The organism is Tenacibaculum sp. E3R01 (assembly GCF_003318185.1).
Lineage (GTDB): Bacteria > Bacteroidota > Bacteroidia > Flavobacteriales > Flavobacteriaceae > Polaribacter > Polaribacter halocynthiae.
This window is the reverse complement of sequence record NZ_QOCC01000008.1, coordinates 39,479-57,078: the sequence shown is the minus strand read 5'-3', so window position 1 is coordinate 57,078 and position 17,600 is coordinate 39,479. Positions and strand designations below refer to the sequence as shown.

Sequence of the window (17,600 nt, the reverse complement as noted above, 5' to 3'; positions counted from 1 at the left end):
TATAAATAAATTCTGTTTCAGTAACCCAATGAAATTCCTTAAATGTACAAGTATCATTATTCCAGTTAAATTCAGTAAGATAAATAAACGCTCCATTTACTTTTTTTTGAAAAAAGTAAGATATGCATTCTTGCCCTCCAAAATAACCATTTAGACGATACGTATTTTTGGGTGAAGAAATTATATATTTAGGGTTACCAATCGTTAATTCTGTTTCTCCTGTTTTAATTGAAAAACACTTATCACTTGAATGCCCTCCTTCTAAAACTAAAATATTATATGCTGGATAATATCCAGACCATCCTTCTGAAAAACCATAATCATTACTATGTTGATTTAGTATAAGCTTTTGTCCGTTTTGAGTTTTAATACTTTTTATAGCATCTTCTCTTTTATAATTTTCATTTTCAAATTTAGTTACCCATGTTACACGGTTTTTTAATATCTTTTTAATTGAATCTAAATTTCCGTTTTTTTTAGGCCTATGTATTATTTCTTCTATTTTTTTTTTAATACATTAAACTTTGTTAGACTAATCTTTGACGTATTAATTACATTTTTATTTTTTACCTTTTTCAAATAACCATCAAATACATATCCTTCTTTTTCAAATGGTTTCTCCTCTTTTGAAACTAAATATATATAATTGTTATACTTTATTTTAATCCAACTTCCTTCAATTGGTTTACCATTATCATTAATAGTTATTTTTTTATTGGTATCAAATAGCTTTTCTACCACAACACCAAATGGAATTTTAGCAATTTTTAATGATGACGAATTACTTTTAGACCGAACATTTAAACCATTCTCAGCATTTATAAAATAATACTCTTGTGCTAATACGTTACTAAACATAAACAGCATGTATATTTTAACCAATATTTTCATGTATACAGTTTTAATGTTCTTAAATATAATCTTTCCAACGAAACGGATTTTCAGCTACCAATGCAAAAGATGTTAAATGATACTCATTGGTATTTAATCCTTCAACATCATTTATGTTTCCAAAGGTCAATTCCACACCACTTTTTAAGCGTAACAAAACTCCGAGGTTATCTGTTTTCTTTTTATAATCTATGTTTTCCTCATTTAGTTTTGCTAGTACATATAAAAGGGTGAGTTTATCTATATCTTCAAAAATCCATTTATTAAGTACTAGTTCTTTTGTATTTAACAGTTTACCTTCATACCAATAATCAGAATATATTAAAAACAACACCCCTTCCTCAAAATGCAATTCAATACCTCCATACGTCCAAATATTAAAACTTTCATTTGTATCAGGATCATATCCACTATCAGGATCAGGAAAATTATTTAAAATCCATTCTTGAGTTTGACCAAGTTTTAAATAATCAAACTTTCCGGTTTTAAAGAATTCTAATAAATCTACTTTTATAGTGTGATTTAACTTCATATTACAAATTAACCTTAAGAATCATAGCTATACATAATAACATTACAATCTCGTTTCTTGTAAAGCTAGTTGCCTTTTATTTATATCTGATATTGTTCCGTATATATCACCATTATCAGAAACCACTAAGGTGTTCACTGATACTGGTACTGGGATATCTTTTATTCCACTTAAAAATTGATTTATTTTTTCAATATTGTTGTTTAATGCATTGGATTCACAATAAATTACAATAATTTGTTCTCTAAACTGTCTTGCCAATCTACCTCTTAAAAAACCTCCATAATTAGGCTCATCTTTTAAAATATAGTCAAATCCTTTAGGTACATTCTTTTTATGAGCATCTTTGGCATTAAATAATTTACCATTTGGATAAATCCAAAAAACAAACTCAGGATATGTATGTGTATATTCCTTGATATCTTTTCTCCTTCCTCGATATTTTAATTGTAAAAAAGGAAAAAATTCTGTTGCTTTTTCTCTTGAAATAGAACCTACTGTTATCATTAATTATTTTTAGTATTGCTTCATTTTATTTCAACTTTTTCCCCTAAAAATTTAGGTTCTACTCCAAACATGATATCTAAAAAAGCTTTTGTTCTTGCAAAGTATTCTCTAATTCTAACTTTTAACCCATATTTTCCAGTTAGATCCCTTGCATTAAACCCTATAGCATTAATTCCATTTTTTTCTGCTAGAAAAATTGCGCGTTCATTATGAAACTTCTGAGAAATAATAGTAACACTTGTTTGCCCAAAAATTTCTTTTGCTCTTACCACAGAATCTAAAGTTCGAAATCCAGCATAATCAAGAAATATTCTATTTGCTGGAATTCCTTTTTTTATAAGCTCATTTTTAAAATCCGTTGGTTCATCATAATTTTTATTTCCATTGTCACCACTAACCAAGACAAAATCTATTTTCCCTTTTTTATAAAGCGCTACCGTTGCTTGTATTCGATATTTAAAATATAGGTTAATCCTACCATTATTTAGAATTTTTGCAGTCCCCAATACAAGCCCTACTTTATTCTTTTTTATTTCGTTAGAATCAGTAAAAGTTTTGTTTACTGCATTTTTTTCTATAGAATAATTTGCTACAAACACTAACATAAACGGAATTATAAAAACCAGTAGTACTCCTATTATTTTTTTCTTTTTCATTCAATCTTATTTTTATTAGTTAAACATAACACTTTATATTAAAAACAAAACATTTCTAGTAGAGTTTGGTTTTCAAGAAAAAGTTTATCCAATATCTCTTTAAAATTCAGTTCCTTTTTCCCATACATACACTGCTTTGGGGATTGACTTGCTTTCTTGAACTTCATACCAAACTGTAATCCATGTTTCTTTATCTTTTTCCCAAGTAACTTCATCTATTATAATAGTTTTGCTTACTCTTTCTTCCTGAAGATATTGGTTAGTTATATTATTTCTAAATTCCCCATAAGCAGCATCTAAAGTAAATCGTTCTATAAAAGAAGCTTTTTCATATTTAGCAACAGCTTCTTCTTTTGTTAACAACATCAATTTTTGAATAGATACCTCCTCTTTTAAACTTCCTGCTTTTTCTATTACATGATTGCTTTTCTTTAGAGAAACCTCTTTCTTGTTTACTGAGCAAGAACTAATTATGAGTATTAGTATACAATAAAAGTATTTCATTTTTTTATTTCGTAATAGATATACAATTCTTTTAACTTGTACTTTAGTTTAATTGCTTTTTCCCAAGCTAGATATTCTTTTTTAAAATTATTATAATCACTAGGAATTCCTTTTATCCAGTACATATCACCATGAAGTGCTAGCATTGCCCAATGAAATTCTAATTCATGACCTAAAAACTCTACATCATCTTTAGATTCTGGTTCTTCTATTAAAAAACTGTTTTTTAATTTTTCGTTAGCCCTTTCATATGTTATTTCCCCATATTTCACCATGATATGTTTAATCATTTCACAGAAAGAGTCATGATTAAAAATAACACCTTCTGTTTCTCCTACAAAATGTAAATTATTTTTCAAATCTAATTTTTCTCTTTAAATACATACTTAATTACTCGTCCATTTAAATGAGTAACACTTCCTATAAGTTGTTGTTGCTTTAATTCTAAAAACAATTTCTCTGCATAAGTACCTTTTGTTTTTTCTGTAGCAAAATCTATTATAATTTTCTGGTTTTTTACTAATTTCCAATTAAAGGTACCTATTAATGATATAGATTCTTTACCACAAGTAAAAATTTCTTTTTCAGCTATTTCTACTTTTTTCTCATCAAATAGAAGGCTTAAATATATTTCACTACCTGCACAAGGATTATCATCTGGTGTTTCTTCACAAATTGAGCCTACATTTGCAAGCAATTCTTTATGTAAATAAGTATTCATTTTTTGGGCATAAGACGAAAAGTAGCATATAAAAATCAACAAAATCATTATAAAAACCCGTTTATTATCAGTACCAGTAAAGTTATCCAACTTCATTTTATCTATATTTAAAATATTATTATATCTAACTATCAACAACCTTTTTAAAGTACTATTTAAAATCAACATTCTAGGCTCTTATTTACCTAAAGCTCTTTTCTTTCTTCAGTTGGTTCTCTTATGTCAATTCTTTTACAATTACACTTTAAAACTGTATGTTATTACGAATTAAATTTTCACCCAACCTATCATACTTCTATCTACTTCTTTAAAAACTACTAGCAACCATTCATCTTGGTTTTTAATAATTGTAACCACTTTATCTTCTATAGTTCTAAGTTGATTTCCAATTTTCACATCTCCTGTACAAGGATCATTTTTCTTTGTGTCATCTACAACAGCTTGTGTTCTTAAAACTCCTGAAACTCGTTGTGTTTTTAATGTTTTATTTATGTTATTAAGTTTAGTATCTACATGAAGGGTTAATATGTTTTCTACAATAACAGTATCATCCTTAATCATAAGCTCAGATAAGCTCGCTTCATTAAGGCAACCTATAGCGTCATTTAAAACAAAAAAAGTAGTTTTTTTTCCTTGTTTTACATCTACTAATCTTCCTGGTCTTTTCCATATTTCGACAAAATCATTTCCCTTTTTTACTAATAACATAGTTGTTTGATAATGTCGATTATCTTGATAGATTACATCTTTATCTCCATCATTATTAAAATCTACCAAATATAGATTATTACTATTCATCGTAAACACTTCAGCATTGCTGTTTTTAGTAAAAAATATTGAACTTTTTATTTCTGAATAACCTTTACTATCTAAAGGATATTGATATCCTGGTGGGGTTTGAAATAATTGAAGTTTCTTTTCTAAAGAATTGTTAGAAGCACATGCTATTAGTATTAAAATCATACACCACATAGCTAAAGAAAAAGCTTTATTTTTCATCTTTATACTTTTTAGTTATAAGTTAGATGTATAGTAATACACTAGCGTTTGGTTAATTTTTATTCTTTATATATTCTTCTCCATTGAATTTTAACACTACTGATTTTGTAGTTGTTTTTTCTTTAGAATCGCATTCTCCATTTTCATTTACACTATTTTTAGTCTCAGTAACTTTACTTTTTATAATGATATCAAAATATTCATTCGTCTTTTCTTTTAACATAATGAGTGTATTCTTAACATCTGTAAATTCTCCAACACATTCGGTATTCCATTCTCCACCATAGTTCATTACATCATAATTATGCAGTAGTTTTTTTAACTTGTTTTTTGACTTTATAAATAGTGAAATAGTTTTATTACTATATGGATTGGCTTTAGAACTTCCATAATAATGCACTTTAACCCCAAAAGCTCTATTGTTTTTCGAAACTAGATAAGGAGCAGTATCAATCGTTATTTCTCTTAGTTGTATCGCATCTGAAACCCAACCATTATTTTGAGAACTTTCAAAATACTTATGAGTTATTTTACCTGTATTACTATTTACAATTACAATATGACTATTTAATTCAAAATGATGTTCGTCATTATTAGTATCTGCATATGCTGGAATAACCATAATAATTTCTTGTGAATTGTTAGGCATAGTCTTGGTTACCAAAAAATCAGTATTAACCTTTGAAAGGTCTAAATTTAGTTGTTCAATTACACTATCAATTAACTCTTCTTCTTTAGAAATAGGAATTATTTTTCCATTTGATTTTATTTCAAAAAATGTTGTTTCAATTTTCTTTTCATCTATCCATAAAATATTATGAATTGTTAGCTTATTTTTTTCAATTTTAGATTCAATTTTTGATTGTCCTTCGGCAATTTCATCATAAGAAATTACTTTAGAATCAAGAATATTACCTTTAAGATCGTAATTAATTAATCGAGATTCCATTTCATTATCTCCCTTTTTTATAGTTACTATAACTGAATGAAACGCTTTTGAAATCTTCACTTTATAAGAAGCTATAGCTCTGTAATTATAACCTTCTTTATTTAACTTAGGGTAAACTTCCTCTAATTTTAACGCTTTTATATTTACCTCATTATAATCACCTTCTTCAATAAAACTATCAAAATTTGTGTTATCAACTAAAGGCAATGACCTAACTCTAATCTCATTAATAACCTTGTTAAAATTTGGATTTTCAAATTGACTTATAAAAGTGGCATCTTCTTTTATAAACTGGCCTTCTTGATATGGATTTTGATACGAATGTGTGTTTTTAAAACTTTTATAATTTTCTTTATGAAAGTGTTTTGTTAACCAAACATCACCATTAAATTGGTGTTCTATTTTCAGTTTAGCAGCATCGAAGTTTTTTGCTTTTTTATAATTTTCGAGGTATTTATAATATTCTTGTTTCGTATTTTTAATTGTTTTATTTAATGATATATAAAAATCAGATTCATCTTTCTTTTTCTTATAAAGCATGTAATTTCTAAAATTTCCTCCATATTTAATTACTCCTAATAAATCTCCTTTTTTATGAATGAAAACTTTATTATGCAAATAAAATCCATTAGTAAAATTGTTTTTATCATAGCCTTCAACACCTTCTTCATTACATATTGCTAATTTATAAAAGTCGTTTTTAAAACTTCTTAAAACTCCAAAATCACCTATTGGTGAAATTCCTTTTGTTTTATGAGCAGAATAAAAACCAAAATCAGTTTCAGATAATCTATTAATTACAATAGCTGCTTTGTATATCTCAAAATTGTTGTCACCAATAATATGAGTTTTACCATGTACCAATTCATAAACTCCTGAAATATCTTCTTTAGTATATTCAATACTACTTTCCTTTCCGTCATTTACCTCATCCACAGATGTCCTTACTATTTGTTCACTAATATCTTGCACCTTAAGAACTCTTTCTTTCTTTTCATTTGTGTTTTGAGCACATGAAAAAAATACTAGTATAATTAATATATATATGTTTTTCATTTGTATGTCTATCTATTTTCTAATTTATTAACATGACACTTTGCCTGTTTTAAGGTTAATTGTTTTTCCTCTTCCATATCGTACTTCATTATTTTCCATGTCCCAATGCACCTCAATACTATCTTTAAAAATAGCACAATTATTATTATTTCTGGTCGAACCAATTCCCCTTCCATGGGGATCTTTTAAAACAATTTCTACATAAAAACTAGAACTATCTCCTGGCATAGTTGAGGTTAAAAAATCTAAATCACTCCTTTTTATAATCAACTCAAACTTTCCATCAGGGCTTTTATATGACTTTAAAAAAATCATTGAATTATAAAAACATATACCTAAAACAACAATACTTAATATTACTATAAATAATACGTTATAAATAAATTTTACTCTATTCACCTCTGTTTATATTCTAAAGTATTATATCTAAGAATAAATGTTTTTTTTTCGCATTCTTTTTCTACTTGATTACAGTCTCCTTCTGAATTAATTTCTGAAATTAAATTGCATTGTCTTTTTTTTATAAGAATATCGTGATACCCATTAGTAACAGATTTTCTGACAACCAATTCATTTTTTTTAGTTTTTATATTAGAATAACAAGCATTTTTATTTACAGTAGCTTCTCCTGAATATTCATCTAATACTATATTGTCTAGTACTTTCTTTAACTTGTTTCCTTCTTTTGTATACAGTGAAAGATAGTTACTACGGTAAGGATTAGATTGAGAACTTGTTCTGAAACTAGTTATAATTCCAAAAGTTAATATGCCTACAGATAATTCATATCTTTTAGTATCAATACGAATATTATCTATAAACTCAGCATTAGAAATCCAACCGTTTCCTTTAGAGTTTTCTGAAAAGTAATTTTTAATGTTTCCTGTTACTGAATTTACGATTACAATATGACTTGTTAACCTATAATCATCAGAATCAAAAATAGCTCCTTCAACTTCACCTAATATAATTAGAGTTTCATTATTAGAAAGTTCTTTCTGTAATTTGACTTCAATTTTATTAGTGCTTAAATTTAAGGTCTTAATTATTCTATTCTCTAATTCAATAGTGTTTAACTTATACCAAGAAACATTTTCTGGTTTTATATATTTTTCATTAGAAGTATGAATCCCTTTATCTTTATAACTAGTATGTAAATAAAAATTTCTATCCTTCTCATTTACTATACTATCCCATTTTTGCTCGGAAAAATTAAACCAAGGCTTGGCATATTTTAAATTTATTACTTCCTCTCCATCTCCAATATCAAAGTGTTTTGCATATTTATAAGGAAACCTTCTAAATCCCCAAATACAACTTTGTGAGCTATTTTCTTTATAATTTTTCTTTACTCCTACAAATCCTCTTACTGCTCCATCTTCATAGGTAGTATCCATATCAAATGAAACATCATCAGCATAGATGTTATTAGTAAAAAGTATCATTTTTAATTGACCGATATATGTGCCTGAATCTTTTCCTCTAGTGTTTTCAATTAATTTATAAGTTCCTATTAAAGCAACTTCAACAGGTACATTAGAAGTATTAGCAATTGCTTTTTTAAAAGTAATTTCACCTTTAAAATCATTAATACTTCCATTACATTTTGTTTTACCTTTTACCCTGTATAAAGAATGATCGTTTTTACTTTTTTTTACTTCAGTAAAAACAAACTCAATTTTATTAAAACTATCGCCTAAAAGACCATATAAAGGAATAATTTCTTTTTCAGTGCTAAAACCTGGGTAAGTACCTTTTAATAAAGATGCTAAGTTTTTTTTATAAATTATTTGTTTAGTAACATCAATAATTGAGCCTTCATTACTAATATGTTTTCTATTATATCTCCCCCAATCTTCACTATAATCAACTTGAGCATAACAAAAATGGTGAAATACAATACATACAAATATGAATACTATCTTATTCATTTGGTTTTTAAACATTATCCTTTCTATAAATAACTCTCCTTTAATTGTCTCAATAATTAATTTTCTTTGCTCATTTTTACCAAACTCTCATCTCTATACCACAATAACCAGTAGCTATGTCTAAAATATCATCTACAGCATGTTGAATTGTTTGATTAGTAATATTTTCTTCTTTCATTTTATATAACACTTTTACTACATCATTTTGAGTTCCCCCAAGTTTTTTATATTCTAAAAGAACCTCTCTTGTTTTTTGAGTAAAACAATTTCCTCTTTTTACAAATTCTAGTAAAACCAATTGTAATTCTTCCTTCTTTTCCATTTTAAATTACATCAATAACTTTTTCTAACACATAATGTATTCCTCCTACAAACATTGTTATTAGTGTAAGAAACAGAAAACGAATGATTGTAGCTTCCATATTTTTTTTCAATTTCTTTTTAAGATAAAAAACATCCAAAAAAATAAATAAAAGGGCTATAACAACTCCAATAATTAATCCCACATAAATAGCTCCCCAATAAAAAAAAGCGTGTAATAAGTTCCCCCCACCTTTAACAGGTATCTCATTAACTCCCAAAATAACCTGTATACAACGCATGTAACCAATACCTATTAATAATGCTACAAGCGTCCAAATACAATAAATTATAATTTGCTTTAAGATTTTCATTTATTTTTAGATTATCTTTTTTCTTACACAATACATCTAATAATTTGCTTTACTTAAAAAAAATAATTGTTTTTAGCTCTACGCTAGTAAATTGTGTATTTCTATATTCCTTTACATTATCAACGTTTGTTTTTTAGTTTTACATAGCATTATTACATTGTAGCTTTATGAACTACCTTTTCCAATTCTTTAAAAGCTTTTTTCTGCGCAGGTGCTAACAATGCTTCTTTTATTTTCCCTGTAACAATTTCAAGAATATCTCTTCGTGCTTTTACACTTTTACCAAAATAAGCATTCATAAATGAATTTGGAATGATATAACTTATTTTCACTGTATTTTCTCTTGGAAAATATAGTTTTACAGCATGCATTCCACTTTTTTTAAGAACAAGACATTGCTCCATTTGTCCATTAGCATCTGTTCTTACCTCCCATTTGTCATACTCTTTAGAGCATTCAAATGATGATGCATTTTTTAAAAAATTATGTAATGTTTCTAAAGAATTGTATTCAGTTTTAATTGTAACTATTTTTTCCATTTTTATTGTTTTTATATTCTTATCAAATTTTATAATTAGTAATTCATTTCTATTAACTCTTTATCTATCGTATATCTAAATTTGAAAATTGTTCCTCCATTTTTGGGTTCTAAAATCACATAATATTCGGTTTTAAAAATTTTTCCATTTTTAGGGAACTTAATAAAAGCTATATCTAATTCTACGTTTTCTATACTTTTTTGATTTTTTAATTCTTTTTTCGCTTTTTCAACTAATTCACCCAGTGTTGGTAGGTTAATTTTCTCATTCAATTGAAACATAAAATCTGCTGCTTTATTCCCTTTTGGAACTTCTAAATATATCTCCGAGTTTTGTTTCCAATTGCCTTGCATTAAATTCCATTGCCCCATTTTCAATGACTCTGGAGCTTTAGTAACCGTTACCCCAATAAGATTCCCCATAGATTTATCATAACTTATCGTTAAATCAGTATAATAAGCATTCACTCCAAACTTTTTTTTGAGTTCATCTTCTATAATCATAAACCCTTTCCTATTTGCAGGCTGTTTACTAACCTTATCTCCACAAGACATTGATAAGATTAGTATTCCGGTAATAAAGATATATTTGAATGTTTTCATTTTAGCGTGTTTGTATTTTCCACAACTAAAAGTACAGAGCAAGAATGACCTGAGAAATAGTAAATCTATTTCCGATGCTTTTAAATAAATAAGTGCAATACTTTATAGAATATCTGTAACAAAAAAATTATTTATTATTCCAGTCTAAAAAAGTATTTAAGAAGTTATCTTTTTTTCGAGAAGAAACAGGTATTTTTTTTCCATTCTTTAAATGAATAACACCTGATTTGTCATACTTATCTATAAACTGTAAATTAACCATGAATGATTGATGAGGGCGAGTAAAACTGGCTTTAGAAAGGCGTTCTTCAAATTCTTTCAAAGTTTTTGAAACTACGTGTTTTTTACCATTATTACAATAAAATGTGGTATATCCTTTATCAGATTCACAATATAACAACTCGTTTAAATCTATTACTTGAAAACTATCATGAAGAGATAATACTAATTTAGCGTCTTCATTATTCCAAACGTCTTTTACAGTTTTTATTTGTTGTTTTTGTATTGCTACAGGTAAACTAGTAACTTTTTGTATTGCTATTTGTAGTTCTTCAATATCAACAGGTTTTAATAAATAATCTACTGCTCCAATTTTTAAAGCTTGTAATGCATATTCTTCATAAGCAGTTATAAAAATCACTTTAAAACATAAATTTTCTGTTTGCTCTAAAAAATCAAACCCCGTACCATCAGTAAGGTTGATATCTAAAAAAATAAGGGATGGTTTGCATGCATTTGCTACAACAACAGCTTCTTTTACTGATTCACATTCTCCTATAACTTCAATATCCGTTTCAATTAATTGTAATAAATTACGTAAAGCTTTTCTAATATATGCTTTATCTTCTACTAGTAATGCTTTCATTAAACGTCTGCTTTTATATAAGGAATTGATAAAGTAACTATAGTGCCATGGGCATTGTATTTTTGTCTATCTTCAATAACTACGGAGCCTTTCATTTTAAAATCTTTTGCTAAAATTTTTAATCTTTCAGATGTTATAGTGGTAGACAATGATTTTTTATTTTTCTCTTTCTTTTCATTTTCGGCAAGAATACCAATACCATTATCTATAATAGTACAAATTAATTCTTTATTTGAGTAATCTAGATGAACCTTTAAGTTTCTATCTTCTTTTTTATCTACAAATGCATGTTCTATAGCATTTTCAACAAATGGCTGAATAAGCATAGGTGGAATTTTAAATAATGAAGTATCTATAGCATCTGCCACTGAAATTGTATATTCATATGAATCATTCTCTAAGTTTTGAAGTGCTAAATAGTTTTCTATTGCAATGAGTTCTTGAGAAAGTAAAACTAGTTTATCTCTGGAGTTTTCCAACGTAATACGAAGTAATTTTGAAAATTTTGACAAATAAGATACCGATGTTTTTTCTTCTTTATTTAATATCATTCCCTGTAATACTGAAAGTGAATTAAAAATGAAGTGGGGTGTCATTTGTGAACGAAGTAATTTCTGTTCTATAACAATATTTTGAGTTTTAGATTTCTCATTTCTTAACTTTAAAAAGAAAATTATACTTCCTAAAACTAACGTCGTTATTAAAAAAGCGATAACTCCCAATAATAAATTACGCTGTGTTCTTTCTAAACTTCGAGACTTTGTATTTACTGTTTTTGTTAACCTTAACTCTCTTTTTTCAGCTGATGCTAATTCATTTTTATACTTATATTCATACTCTAACTGAGTTATTTTCTCTATATTTTTTTTATTGAAAAGACTATCATTTGCTATTTTAAATTTTTGAGAGCTTATAAATGCTTTTTCATGGTTCCCTAATTTATAGTTTATATTAGCGAGAAATTTATATGCATCTCGTTGATGCTTTAAAAGTTTATACTTATTTGCTAGCTCTACAGCTTTTTCTGCCTTAACCAAGGCTAAATTATATTTGTTTAGGTTAAAATACGCATTTACAATTCCTAAATAAGAACCTATCAAATCATATTTCTTTTGGCTAATTTTAGTTATTTCATTTGCTTCTTGAAAATATACTAAAGCCTTAGAATTTTCTTTAATTTCGATATAAGCATAACCAAGATTTATAAGACTAATTGCTAGATCTTGATTATTTTTAATTTTTCTACTAATATTAACGGACTCCTTAAAGTATACAATTGCTTTAGTAAATTCTTTCTTATTAATATATATACTTCCAATATTGTTTTTAATTGCTACTATATTTCTAGTATTATAATTAGCTTGATGAATAGTTAAGGCCTTATTATAAAAACTCAATGCTTTGTCATAAAGTTCTTGTTTTCTATATAAGTTTCCAATATTACTAAACGATTGAAAAATACCTATAGAATCTTTAGCTTTTTCAGCTACATCTAATGATTTATTATGATACCTTAAAGACAAAGGATAATTCCCCTGTTCAATATACACTATAGCCATCGCATTCCAACAACTAAGTATTCCATATTCATTATTATTTTTAGTAAAAATAGTTAAAGCCTTCTTAAAGTTAACTAAGGCTTTTTCATACTCTCCATTATCCGAATAAATATCCCCTATATTATAAAGATAATTAGGTATATTTCTTTTTACACTTAGCTTTTCATCTATTGCTAATGCTTCTTTATAATACTTTAAAGCAAGTGTGGAGTTCCCTTTATAATTGTATAAAACGCCCAAAGCATTTTTACAGCCTGCTATACTTTTTATATCGTTTATTGAATTATAAAGTTTTGTTGCTTTTTCATAATTTTCAATAGCTACTTTAAAATCAGCTTGTTCCATATAAATAATCCCTTTCATATAAAAGCTTCTTGCTTTTCCTTTTACAGATTGTATTTCATCTGCTAATTTTCCAGCTTGCTCAGCATAAGTTATTGCTTGAGGTGGATTATTTCTATAATGGTAATAAGCTAAATGGTTAAGTATTTTTACACGAACAGTGTCATGCTTTATATATGTTTTTAACTCTTTTTTTAAACTATCTATCTTTTTATTTTGAGCTTGCATACTTCCTACAAAAAACAAAACGCTTAACAGACAAAGAATGTATTTATTTATAGGGCTCATAAAGTTCTTTTATTTTAAAATAATAAGAAGTGCTAAATCTACAATTTTTTATATTATGACAACATCTATACTAATTAATTAAATTATTCTTTCAAAATACAACTTTCCATTACTCCTTTCTTAATGGTTACTCCCAATAAACTAATGGTTATCCCTAATAAATAGACAAGGGTAATTACTTATTTCTTTTCATATACTTTTTATTTAAGTTTACTATATGTTATTAAGATTTGTAGGGAATTCTTAATAAGAATAAGTCAGCTAGTTTTTAAATAAACTAGCTTTCTTTTTGTAAATCAATATCTTCAAATGCTTTAATATTTTATCCCATTTCCAAATAACCAATATTAGAAATACGTATATACCATTAAACAATGCAAGTGTAATAATAAATGGAGTCCAAGTTTCAAAAGTTATTATATCTGGAATAAATAAAATACTTTTACTCGAGTTAGTATTAGAAATTAAATGTCTAGTTGCCCAATTATTCCCTAAATGAAGTCCGATTGGAAAAAACATCGATTTTGACCTTAATAAGGCTGTAGCAAACAATAAATGTCCAACTGGAATTGTAATAACAAGCATAACTATCATTCCTTTATTTTGTAATACATCTTGATCAACAACATGTATGAGCATAAATAGGATTGAAAAAATAATATTAGTAACAACTACATTAGATACTTCTATTGTTTTCTTAAACAAATAGCCTCTAAATAAAAGTTCTTCAGTTGCTACTTGTGGTAATATAAAATAGAATGCAAACAATATTACTTCAAAATTAATTGATGTTGAAACCTCAAATACTTCGCCAACATATAATCCTCTTAAATATTTTGCTCCTAAGAAAACCAATATCCCTATTAAAATCCCTAGAAATAAGAATCCTATATTTTTAATATTAAAATTAAGTCCAATCTCTTTTAGAGACTTCCCTTCTATTTTATATAAAACCCAAGTCGCTAAAACTAATAACAAAGGTGCCCCATACGGTATACACTGTTTTATAAAACCTTTATTAATTAATGTACTTACAAATAATGCAGCAATAAAAAATATAATCGCTACAACAAATTTAGCCCCTGTTGGATACTTTTTAAATAATAGTTTCATTGCTTATTATTGATTGTTTTGTTTTGAATAAATTTAAATCATAACTCAATGATAATTTCACAGTAAACAAAGTTATAACTGAAGGAAATAAACCTTTGAAAAGGTTAAAAACTAACCAACTCCAATCGTTTAATTGTATTTTACTTATTGTTTTAAAGATCAATTCTCCATAAGGTTGTGACTCAAAGAAAAATGTATTCATTAGGTTTATACCTAGATGAAACCCTAAACCTAACATAATAGATTTTGTTTTATGAAATGTGTATGCCCAAACATAGCCAGTAAATCCAGTTATCAGAATAACGTATAGTATTGTGATAATTCTTGCTTCTGTTAAACCATAAGAGAATACATGGTAAATACCGAAGCACAAAGCAGAAATTAAAAGTCCCCAATTAACACTTAACTTATTAATTAAGATGTAAAGTATTGCTCCTCTAAATACCAAATCTTCTGTTAGTGCTGACCTGAGATGGTAAACAAATGCATTAAGAATTGAGTGATAGTTAATACTATATTGTAATTTCCAATCTATATCCAAAACAATAGTTTCTATATAGATATTCAATAAAGTAATGATCATAATAAATACCATACCAATTACAAACTGAATGGTTCGCTTACCACTAGGCACAATACCTATCGATTCAATGTTCTTATTCAGAATAAGGTGTAGAAGTCCCCAAGAGACTACTATTATTACTAATAATCCTAACATATTATACTATTAAAAAATTAAAATTCTAAGCCAGTTTTGGTTTTAAAAACGGAATTGAAAAAGGGTAATAGCAAGTCGCAGAATCTAATGCAGACATTGTATTTTTGAAACTAAATATTATACCAAAGAGAAATACTGCACCAGTACCAAAAAAATTTACCCCAGGAAAAGGAAAAAATAGTAGCAGCGATATAATTATTAGCAAATTTATTGTGCAATGAAAATTAATAACAGCTCTACCATGTTCATCATATGTTTTATTATCTTCTGCCTTACTTATCCAAGTAAACAATGGAAACAAAATATTTCCAAATGGAAAAATTAAGCCCAAAAAAGGTGATGCGTGTAACAACAGCATCCATTTACGCTTTATTGTTTCTTCTTTTGGATTATCAAGAACTAATAAATCATCAACCTCAACACTTAATCCACTAGCTAATAATTTTATAGTTTGTAAATGTGGTTGAACATCACCTTTCTCTATGCGTTGTATTGTTCTTATACCAACTGTTGTTTTCTCCGAAAGTTCTTCTTGTGTAAACCCTTTTAACTTTCGTTGATATATTAAATTTTCGCTAATTGATTTTGTTTTCATTTTCTATGTTTTGCTTTGGGCAAATCTAGCGTGTATCTATGGTAATTAGCACGTCATTTAAATGTCACCTATATGTCATCTTCAGTAAATATAGGGGTTTCAAAATCAAATAACATTTTTCCTTTAAACTCTTAAAAAGAATTTGATAAAATATCAATTGTAAAAAACACCACATTTTCCAATCAATAAAATTAAGATTTATAAAATAGTCAATGCTAAATTGATGTCTGCTTTCTTTTTTTATCGTTTATTTTCATTTCACTTATAGTCAATCTACCATTCATCTACACATAACACCACCTCATCCAATACTTAAATAAAACACTTATACCTTAAAGTATATTTACTGTATAGTTTAAAATTTGATTATTCATTTTTAGTAAATAGTTTAATTAGTTAAAAAAAGAAGTATTCCGTGGGGGACTGCTTCTTTTTTTATGCAAAAAATTAATTCACAAAATCAACAAAATATAAACCCAATAACAAAAAGACAATAAATAGAAAAGAAAAATTGACATTCTCTTAAATTCAATTTTTTTAAGCTTTATATTTTTTATGACTAACGTTTTTGAAACTTCATCGTGTATTGTCTTTTCACTATCACTAACGAAAGAAACCAAGCTAAAAAACCTACTTAAATTCCTTATCATTAATTGAAAGAAGCTTGGCTTACCTCCTTTTTCATTAACCACCTTATTTTGAGTTTCAAACTTACCCGGTGTTCTTAAATAAAAAAAATCAAATAAAAAATAATAACTAAATCTTACTAAATAGTAAAGTAAGATAGATATCAAAATACCTTTATCAAATAACAAAATAAATAAGTAACTTAAAAGTGACGACAACCAAAAATCAATTATAAAATTTTCGGATCTATCATCACTATTTGAAATAGCCTCCTCTTTATTATTTTCTTTTATTAATTTCATAGTCAATAAACAAACAACAATTGTACTTTTATTTGTTTTACGAATTTAATTCATTTCTTATTTATTCAAAAACTATACTATTTCTTATTTTTAAAACAAATATCCTACCACTCATCTACACATAATACCAACTCAACAAATACTTCAATAAACTACTTAAATACTAAAGTATATTTACTGTATAGTTTAAAATTTGATTTTTCATTTTTAGTAAATAGTTTGGTTAGTTAAAAAAAGAGGTATTCCGCGGGGGGCTACTTCTTTTTTTTGCTGAAAAAATAAAAATATCTAATAATGAACTACGCTTTTTAATTAATCTTCCCCGAATATGAATTTATTTAGTTCAATTTTTAAAAGAGAGAATTTAACATTAAGGTTTGACATAATTTTGATAAATATTTTAAAATATATTAATATGTTAAGAAGGTTATCTAAACTAGGAACAACATTAACTAACCCTGAATTAAAATTAATTCAAGGTAGTAGGAAATTGACAAATGATATGAATTTTGGCCTAGGGGGCGCTTGTTCAAAAAGTAATTTATGTCCTACAGGACAGTGGTGCATTTGTGATAATGATGATTGTACTTCTGGATCTTGTCAATACACGTAGATCTTATATAATCGCCT

The 17,600-nt window shown here is 26.7% G+C and carries 23 protein-coding genes; 2 read left to right on the top strand and 21 right to left on the bottom strand.

The annotated features are described in order from the left end of the window. Positions 1-167: 167 nt before the first annotated feature. Positions 168-290: a hypothetical protein gene (locus tag DS884_RS18705; protein WP_255414808.1), complete on the top strand. Its 123-nt coding sequence runs from the start codon at positions 168-170 to the stop codon at positions 288-290. A 208-nt stretch (positions 291-498) separates the two neighbouring features. On the opposite strand, the gene DS884_RS01110 is transcribed toward DS884_RS18705, so the two are convergent. The 21 genes from DS884_RS01110 to DS884_RS01010 form a co-directional block, all read right to left on the bottom strand. Next, entirely contained in the window at positions 499-891 is a 393-nt protein-coding gene (locus DS884_RS01110; protein ID WP_113785453.1) for an SH3 domain-containing protein, read from the bottom strand. Positions 892-910: 19 nt separating this feature from the next. Beyond that, positions 911-1,423, bottom strand: a complete 513-nt coding sequence (locus DS884_RS01105) for a hypothetical protein (protein WP_113785452.1) — start codon at positions 1,421-1,423, stop codon at positions 911-913. 42 nt (positions 1,424-1,465) lie between these two features. After that, complete coding sequence (locus DS884_RS01100) at positions 1,466-1,930, bottom strand: hypothetical protein (RefSeq protein WP_093871908.1); 465 nt, start codon at positions 1,928-1,930, stop codon at positions 1,466-1,468. Between the two features lie 20 nt (positions 1,931-1,950). Continuing rightward, on the bottom strand, positions 1,951-2,586 hold the full coding sequence (locus DS884_RS01095) for a vancomycin high temperature exclusion protein (protein WP_093871909.1): 636 nt from the start codon (positions 2,584-2,586) through the stop codon (positions 1,951-1,953). Between the two features lie 99 nt (positions 2,587-2,685). After that, on the bottom strand, positions 2,686-3,090 hold the full coding sequence (locus tag DS884_RS01090; protein ID WP_093871910.1) for a hypothetical protein: 405 nt from the start codon (positions 3,088-3,090) through the stop codon (positions 2,686-2,688). Continuing rightward, positions 3,087-3,449, bottom strand: a complete 363-nt coding sequence (locus tag DS884_RS01085) for a hypothetical protein (protein ID WP_113785451.1) — start codon at positions 3,447-3,449, stop codon at positions 3,087-3,089. The genes DS884_RS01090 and DS884_RS01085 overlap by 4 nt, the downstream gene beginning before the upstream one ends. Positions 3,450-3,451: 2 nt before the next feature. After that, on the bottom strand, positions 3,452-3,811 hold the full coding sequence (locus tag DS884_RS01080) for a hypothetical protein (RefSeq protein WP_113785450.1): 360 nt from the start codon (positions 3,809-3,811) through the stop codon (positions 3,452-3,454). A gap of 267 nt (positions 3,812-4,078) precedes the next feature. Beyond that, a complete protein-coding gene (locus tag DS884_RS01075; RefSeq protein ID WP_113785449.1) occupies positions 4,079-4,810 on the bottom strand; it encodes a hypothetical protein in 732 nt (243 codons plus the stop codon). Positions 4,811-4,862: 52 nt separating this feature from the next. Continuing rightward, positions 4,863-6,815, bottom strand: coding sequence for a hypothetical protein (locus DS884_RS01070; protein ID WP_113785448.1), 1,953 nt, complete (start codon positions 6,813-6,815; stop codon positions 4,863-4,865). Between the two features lie 27 nt (positions 6,816-6,842). Continuing rightward, positions 6,843-7,130 (bottom strand): hypothetical protein, encoded by a 288-nt coding sequence (locus DS884_RS01065; protein ID WP_147239346.1) that lies wholly within the window; start codon positions 7,128-7,130, stop codon positions 6,843-6,845. Positions 7,131-7,210: 80 nt separating this feature from the next. Continuing rightward, complete coding sequence (locus tag DS884_RS01060; protein ID WP_147239345.1) at positions 7,211-8,746, bottom strand: hypothetical protein; 1,536 nt, start codon at positions 8,744-8,746, stop codon at positions 7,211-7,213. 76 nt (positions 8,747-8,822) lie between these two features. Then, positions 8,823-9,068, bottom strand: a complete 246-nt coding sequence (locus DS884_RS01055) for a hypothetical protein (RefSeq protein WP_113785445.1) — start codon at positions 9,066-9,068, stop codon at positions 8,823-8,825. 1 nt (position 9,069) lies between these two features. After that, positions 9,070-9,420 carry a hypothetical protein gene (locus tag DS884_RS01050; protein WP_113785444.1) on the bottom strand — a complete coding sequence of 117 codons (351 nt, stop codon included), beginning with the start codon at positions 9,418-9,420 and terminating at the stop codon, positions 9,070-9,072. A gap of 152 nt (positions 9,421-9,572) precedes the next feature. Continuing rightward, positions 9,573-9,959: a hypothetical protein gene (locus DS884_RS01045; protein WP_093871919.1), complete on the bottom strand. Its 387-nt coding sequence runs from the start codon at positions 9,957-9,959 to the stop codon at positions 9,573-9,575. A 35-nt stretch (positions 9,960-9,994) separates the two neighbouring features. Continuing rightward, positions 9,995-10,561: a hypothetical protein gene (locus tag DS884_RS01040; RefSeq protein WP_147239344.1), complete on the bottom strand. Its 567-nt coding sequence runs from the start codon at positions 10,559-10,561 to the stop codon at positions 9,995-9,997. 127 nt (positions 10,562-10,688) lie between these two features. Then, positions 10,689-11,426, bottom strand: coding sequence for a LytR/AlgR family response regulator transcription factor (locus DS884_RS01035; RefSeq protein WP_113785442.1), 738 nt, complete (start codon positions 11,424-11,426; stop codon positions 10,689-10,691). Then, complete coding sequence (locus DS884_RS01030) at positions 11,426-13,615, bottom strand: tetratricopeptide repeat protein (RefSeq protein ID WP_233487087.1); 2,190 nt, start codon at positions 13,613-13,615, stop codon at positions 11,426-11,428. Before DS884_RS01030 ends, DS884_RS01035 begins: the two co-directional genes overlap by 1 nt. A 261-nt stretch (positions 13,616-13,876) precedes the next feature. Further along, positions 13,877-14,728, bottom strand: a complete 852-nt coding sequence (locus DS884_RS01025; protein WP_113785440.1) for a CPBP family intramembrane glutamic endopeptidase — start codon at positions 14,726-14,728, stop codon at positions 13,877-13,879. Next, positions 14,712-15,446 carry a CPBP family intramembrane glutamic endopeptidase gene (locus DS884_RS01020; RefSeq protein ID WP_113785439.1) on the bottom strand — a complete coding sequence of 245 codons (735 nt, stop codon included), beginning with the start codon at positions 15,444-15,446 and terminating at the stop codon, positions 14,712-14,714. The genes DS884_RS01025 and DS884_RS01020 overlap by 17 nt, the downstream gene beginning before the upstream one ends. Positions 15,447-15,471: 25 nt before the next feature. Next, positions 15,472-16,041, bottom strand: coding sequence for a helix-turn-helix domain-containing protein (locus DS884_RS01015; RefSeq protein ID WP_113785438.1), 570 nt, complete (start codon positions 16,039-16,041; stop codon positions 15,472-15,474). Positions 16,042-16,493: 452 nt separating this feature from the next. Beyond that, positions 16,494-16,970: an RDD family protein gene (locus tag DS884_RS01010; protein ID WP_113785437.1), complete on the bottom strand. Its 477-nt coding sequence runs from the start codon at positions 16,968-16,970 to the stop codon at positions 16,494-16,496. A gap of 415 nt (positions 16,971-17,385) precedes the next feature. Between DS884_RS01010 and DS884_RS01005 the strand changes: the two genes are divergently transcribed. Beyond that, positions 17,386-17,583, top strand: a complete 198-nt coding sequence (locus DS884_RS01005) for a hypothetical protein (protein WP_147239343.1) — start codon at positions 17,386-17,388, stop codon at positions 17,581-17,583. Positions 17,584-17,600: the final 17 nt, after the last annotated feature.

What these genes read in the sequence shown, in the direction of transcription:
- DS884_RS01110 (WP_113785453.1), bottom strand. Translation starts at nt 891, where the DNA reads ATGAAAATATTGGTTAAAATATACATGCTGTTTATGTTTAGTAACGTA.
- DS884_RS01105 (WP_113785452.1), bottom strand. Translation starts at nt 1,423, where the DNA reads ATGAAGTTAAATCACACTATAAAAGTAGATTTATTAGAATTCTTTAAA.
- DS884_RS01100 (WP_093871908.1), bottom strand. Translation starts at nt 1,930, where the DNA reads ATGATAACAGTAGGTTCTATTTCAAGAGAAAAAGCAACAGAATTTTTT.
- DS884_RS01095 (WP_093871909.1), bottom strand. Translation starts at nt 2,586, where the DNA reads ATGAAAAAGAAAAAAATAATAGGAGTACTACTGGTTTTTATAATTCCG.
- DS884_RS01090 (WP_093871910.1), bottom strand. Translation starts at nt 3,090, where the DNA reads ATGAAATACTTTTATTGTATACTAATACTCATAATTAGTTCTTGCTCA.
- DS884_RS01080 (WP_113785450.1), bottom strand. Translation starts at nt 3,811, where the DNA reads ATGAATACTTATTTACATAAAGAATTGCTTGCAAATGTAGGCTCAATT.
- DS884_RS01075 (WP_113785449.1), bottom strand. Translation starts at nt 4,810, where the DNA reads ATGAAAAATAAAGCTTTTTCTTTAGCTATGTGGTGTATGATTTTAATA.
- DS884_RS01070 (WP_113785448.1), bottom strand. Translation starts at nt 6,815, where the DNA reads ATGAAAAACATATATATATTAATTATACTAGTATTTTTTTCATGTGCT.
- DS884_RS01065 (WP_147239346.1), bottom strand. Translation starts at nt 7,130, where the DNA reads ATGATTTTTTTAAAGTCATATAAAAGCCCTGATGGAAAGTTTGAGTTG.
- DS884_RS01060 (WP_147239345.1), bottom strand. Translation starts at nt 8,746, where the DNA reads ATGAATAAGATAGTATTCATATTTGTATGTATTGTATTTCACCATTTT.
- DS884_RS01055 (WP_113785445.1), bottom strand. Translation starts at nt 9,068, where the DNA reads ATGGAAAAGAAGGAAGAATTACAATTGGTTTTACTAGAATTTGTAAAA.
- DS884_RS01050 (WP_113785444.1), bottom strand. Translation starts at nt 9,420, where the DNA reads ATGAAAATCTTAAAGCAAATTATAATTTATTGTATTTGGACGCTTGTA.
- DS884_RS01045 (WP_093871919.1), bottom strand. Translation starts at nt 9,959, where the DNA reads ATGGAAAAAATAGTTACAATTAAAACTGAATACAATTCTTTAGAAACA.
- DS884_RS01040 (WP_147239344.1), bottom strand. Translation starts at nt 10,561, where the DNA reads ATGAAAACATTCAAATATATCTTTATTACCGGAATACTAATCTTATCA.
- DS884_RS01035 (WP_113785442.1), bottom strand. Translation starts at nt 11,426, where the DNA reads ATGAAAGCATTACTAGTAGAAGATAAAGCATATATTAGAAAAGCTTTA.
- DS884_RS01030 (WP_233487087.1), bottom strand. Translation starts at nt 13,615, where the DNA reads ATGAGCCCTATAAATAAATACATTCTTTGTCTGTTAAGCGTTTTGTTT.
- DS884_RS01025 (WP_113785440.1), bottom strand. Translation starts at nt 14,728, where the DNA reads ATGAAACTATTATTTAAAAAGTATCCAACAGGGGCTAAATTTGTTGTA.
- DS884_RS01020 (WP_113785439.1), bottom strand. Translation starts at nt 15,446, where the DNA reads ATGTTAGGATTATTAGTAATAATAGTAGTCTCTTGGGGACTTCTACAC.
- DS884_RS01015 (WP_113785438.1), bottom strand. Translation starts at nt 16,041, where the DNA reads ATGAAAACAAAATCAATTAGCGAAAATTTAATATATCAACGAAAGTTA.
- DS884_RS01010 (WP_113785437.1), bottom strand. Translation starts at nt 16,970, where the DNA reads ATGAAATTAATAAAAGAAAATAATAAAGAGGAGGCTATTTCAAATAGT.
- DS884_RS01005 (WP_147239343.1), top strand. Translation starts at nt 17,386, where the DNA reads ATGTTAAGAAGGTTATCTAAACTAGGAACAACATTAACTAACCCTGAA.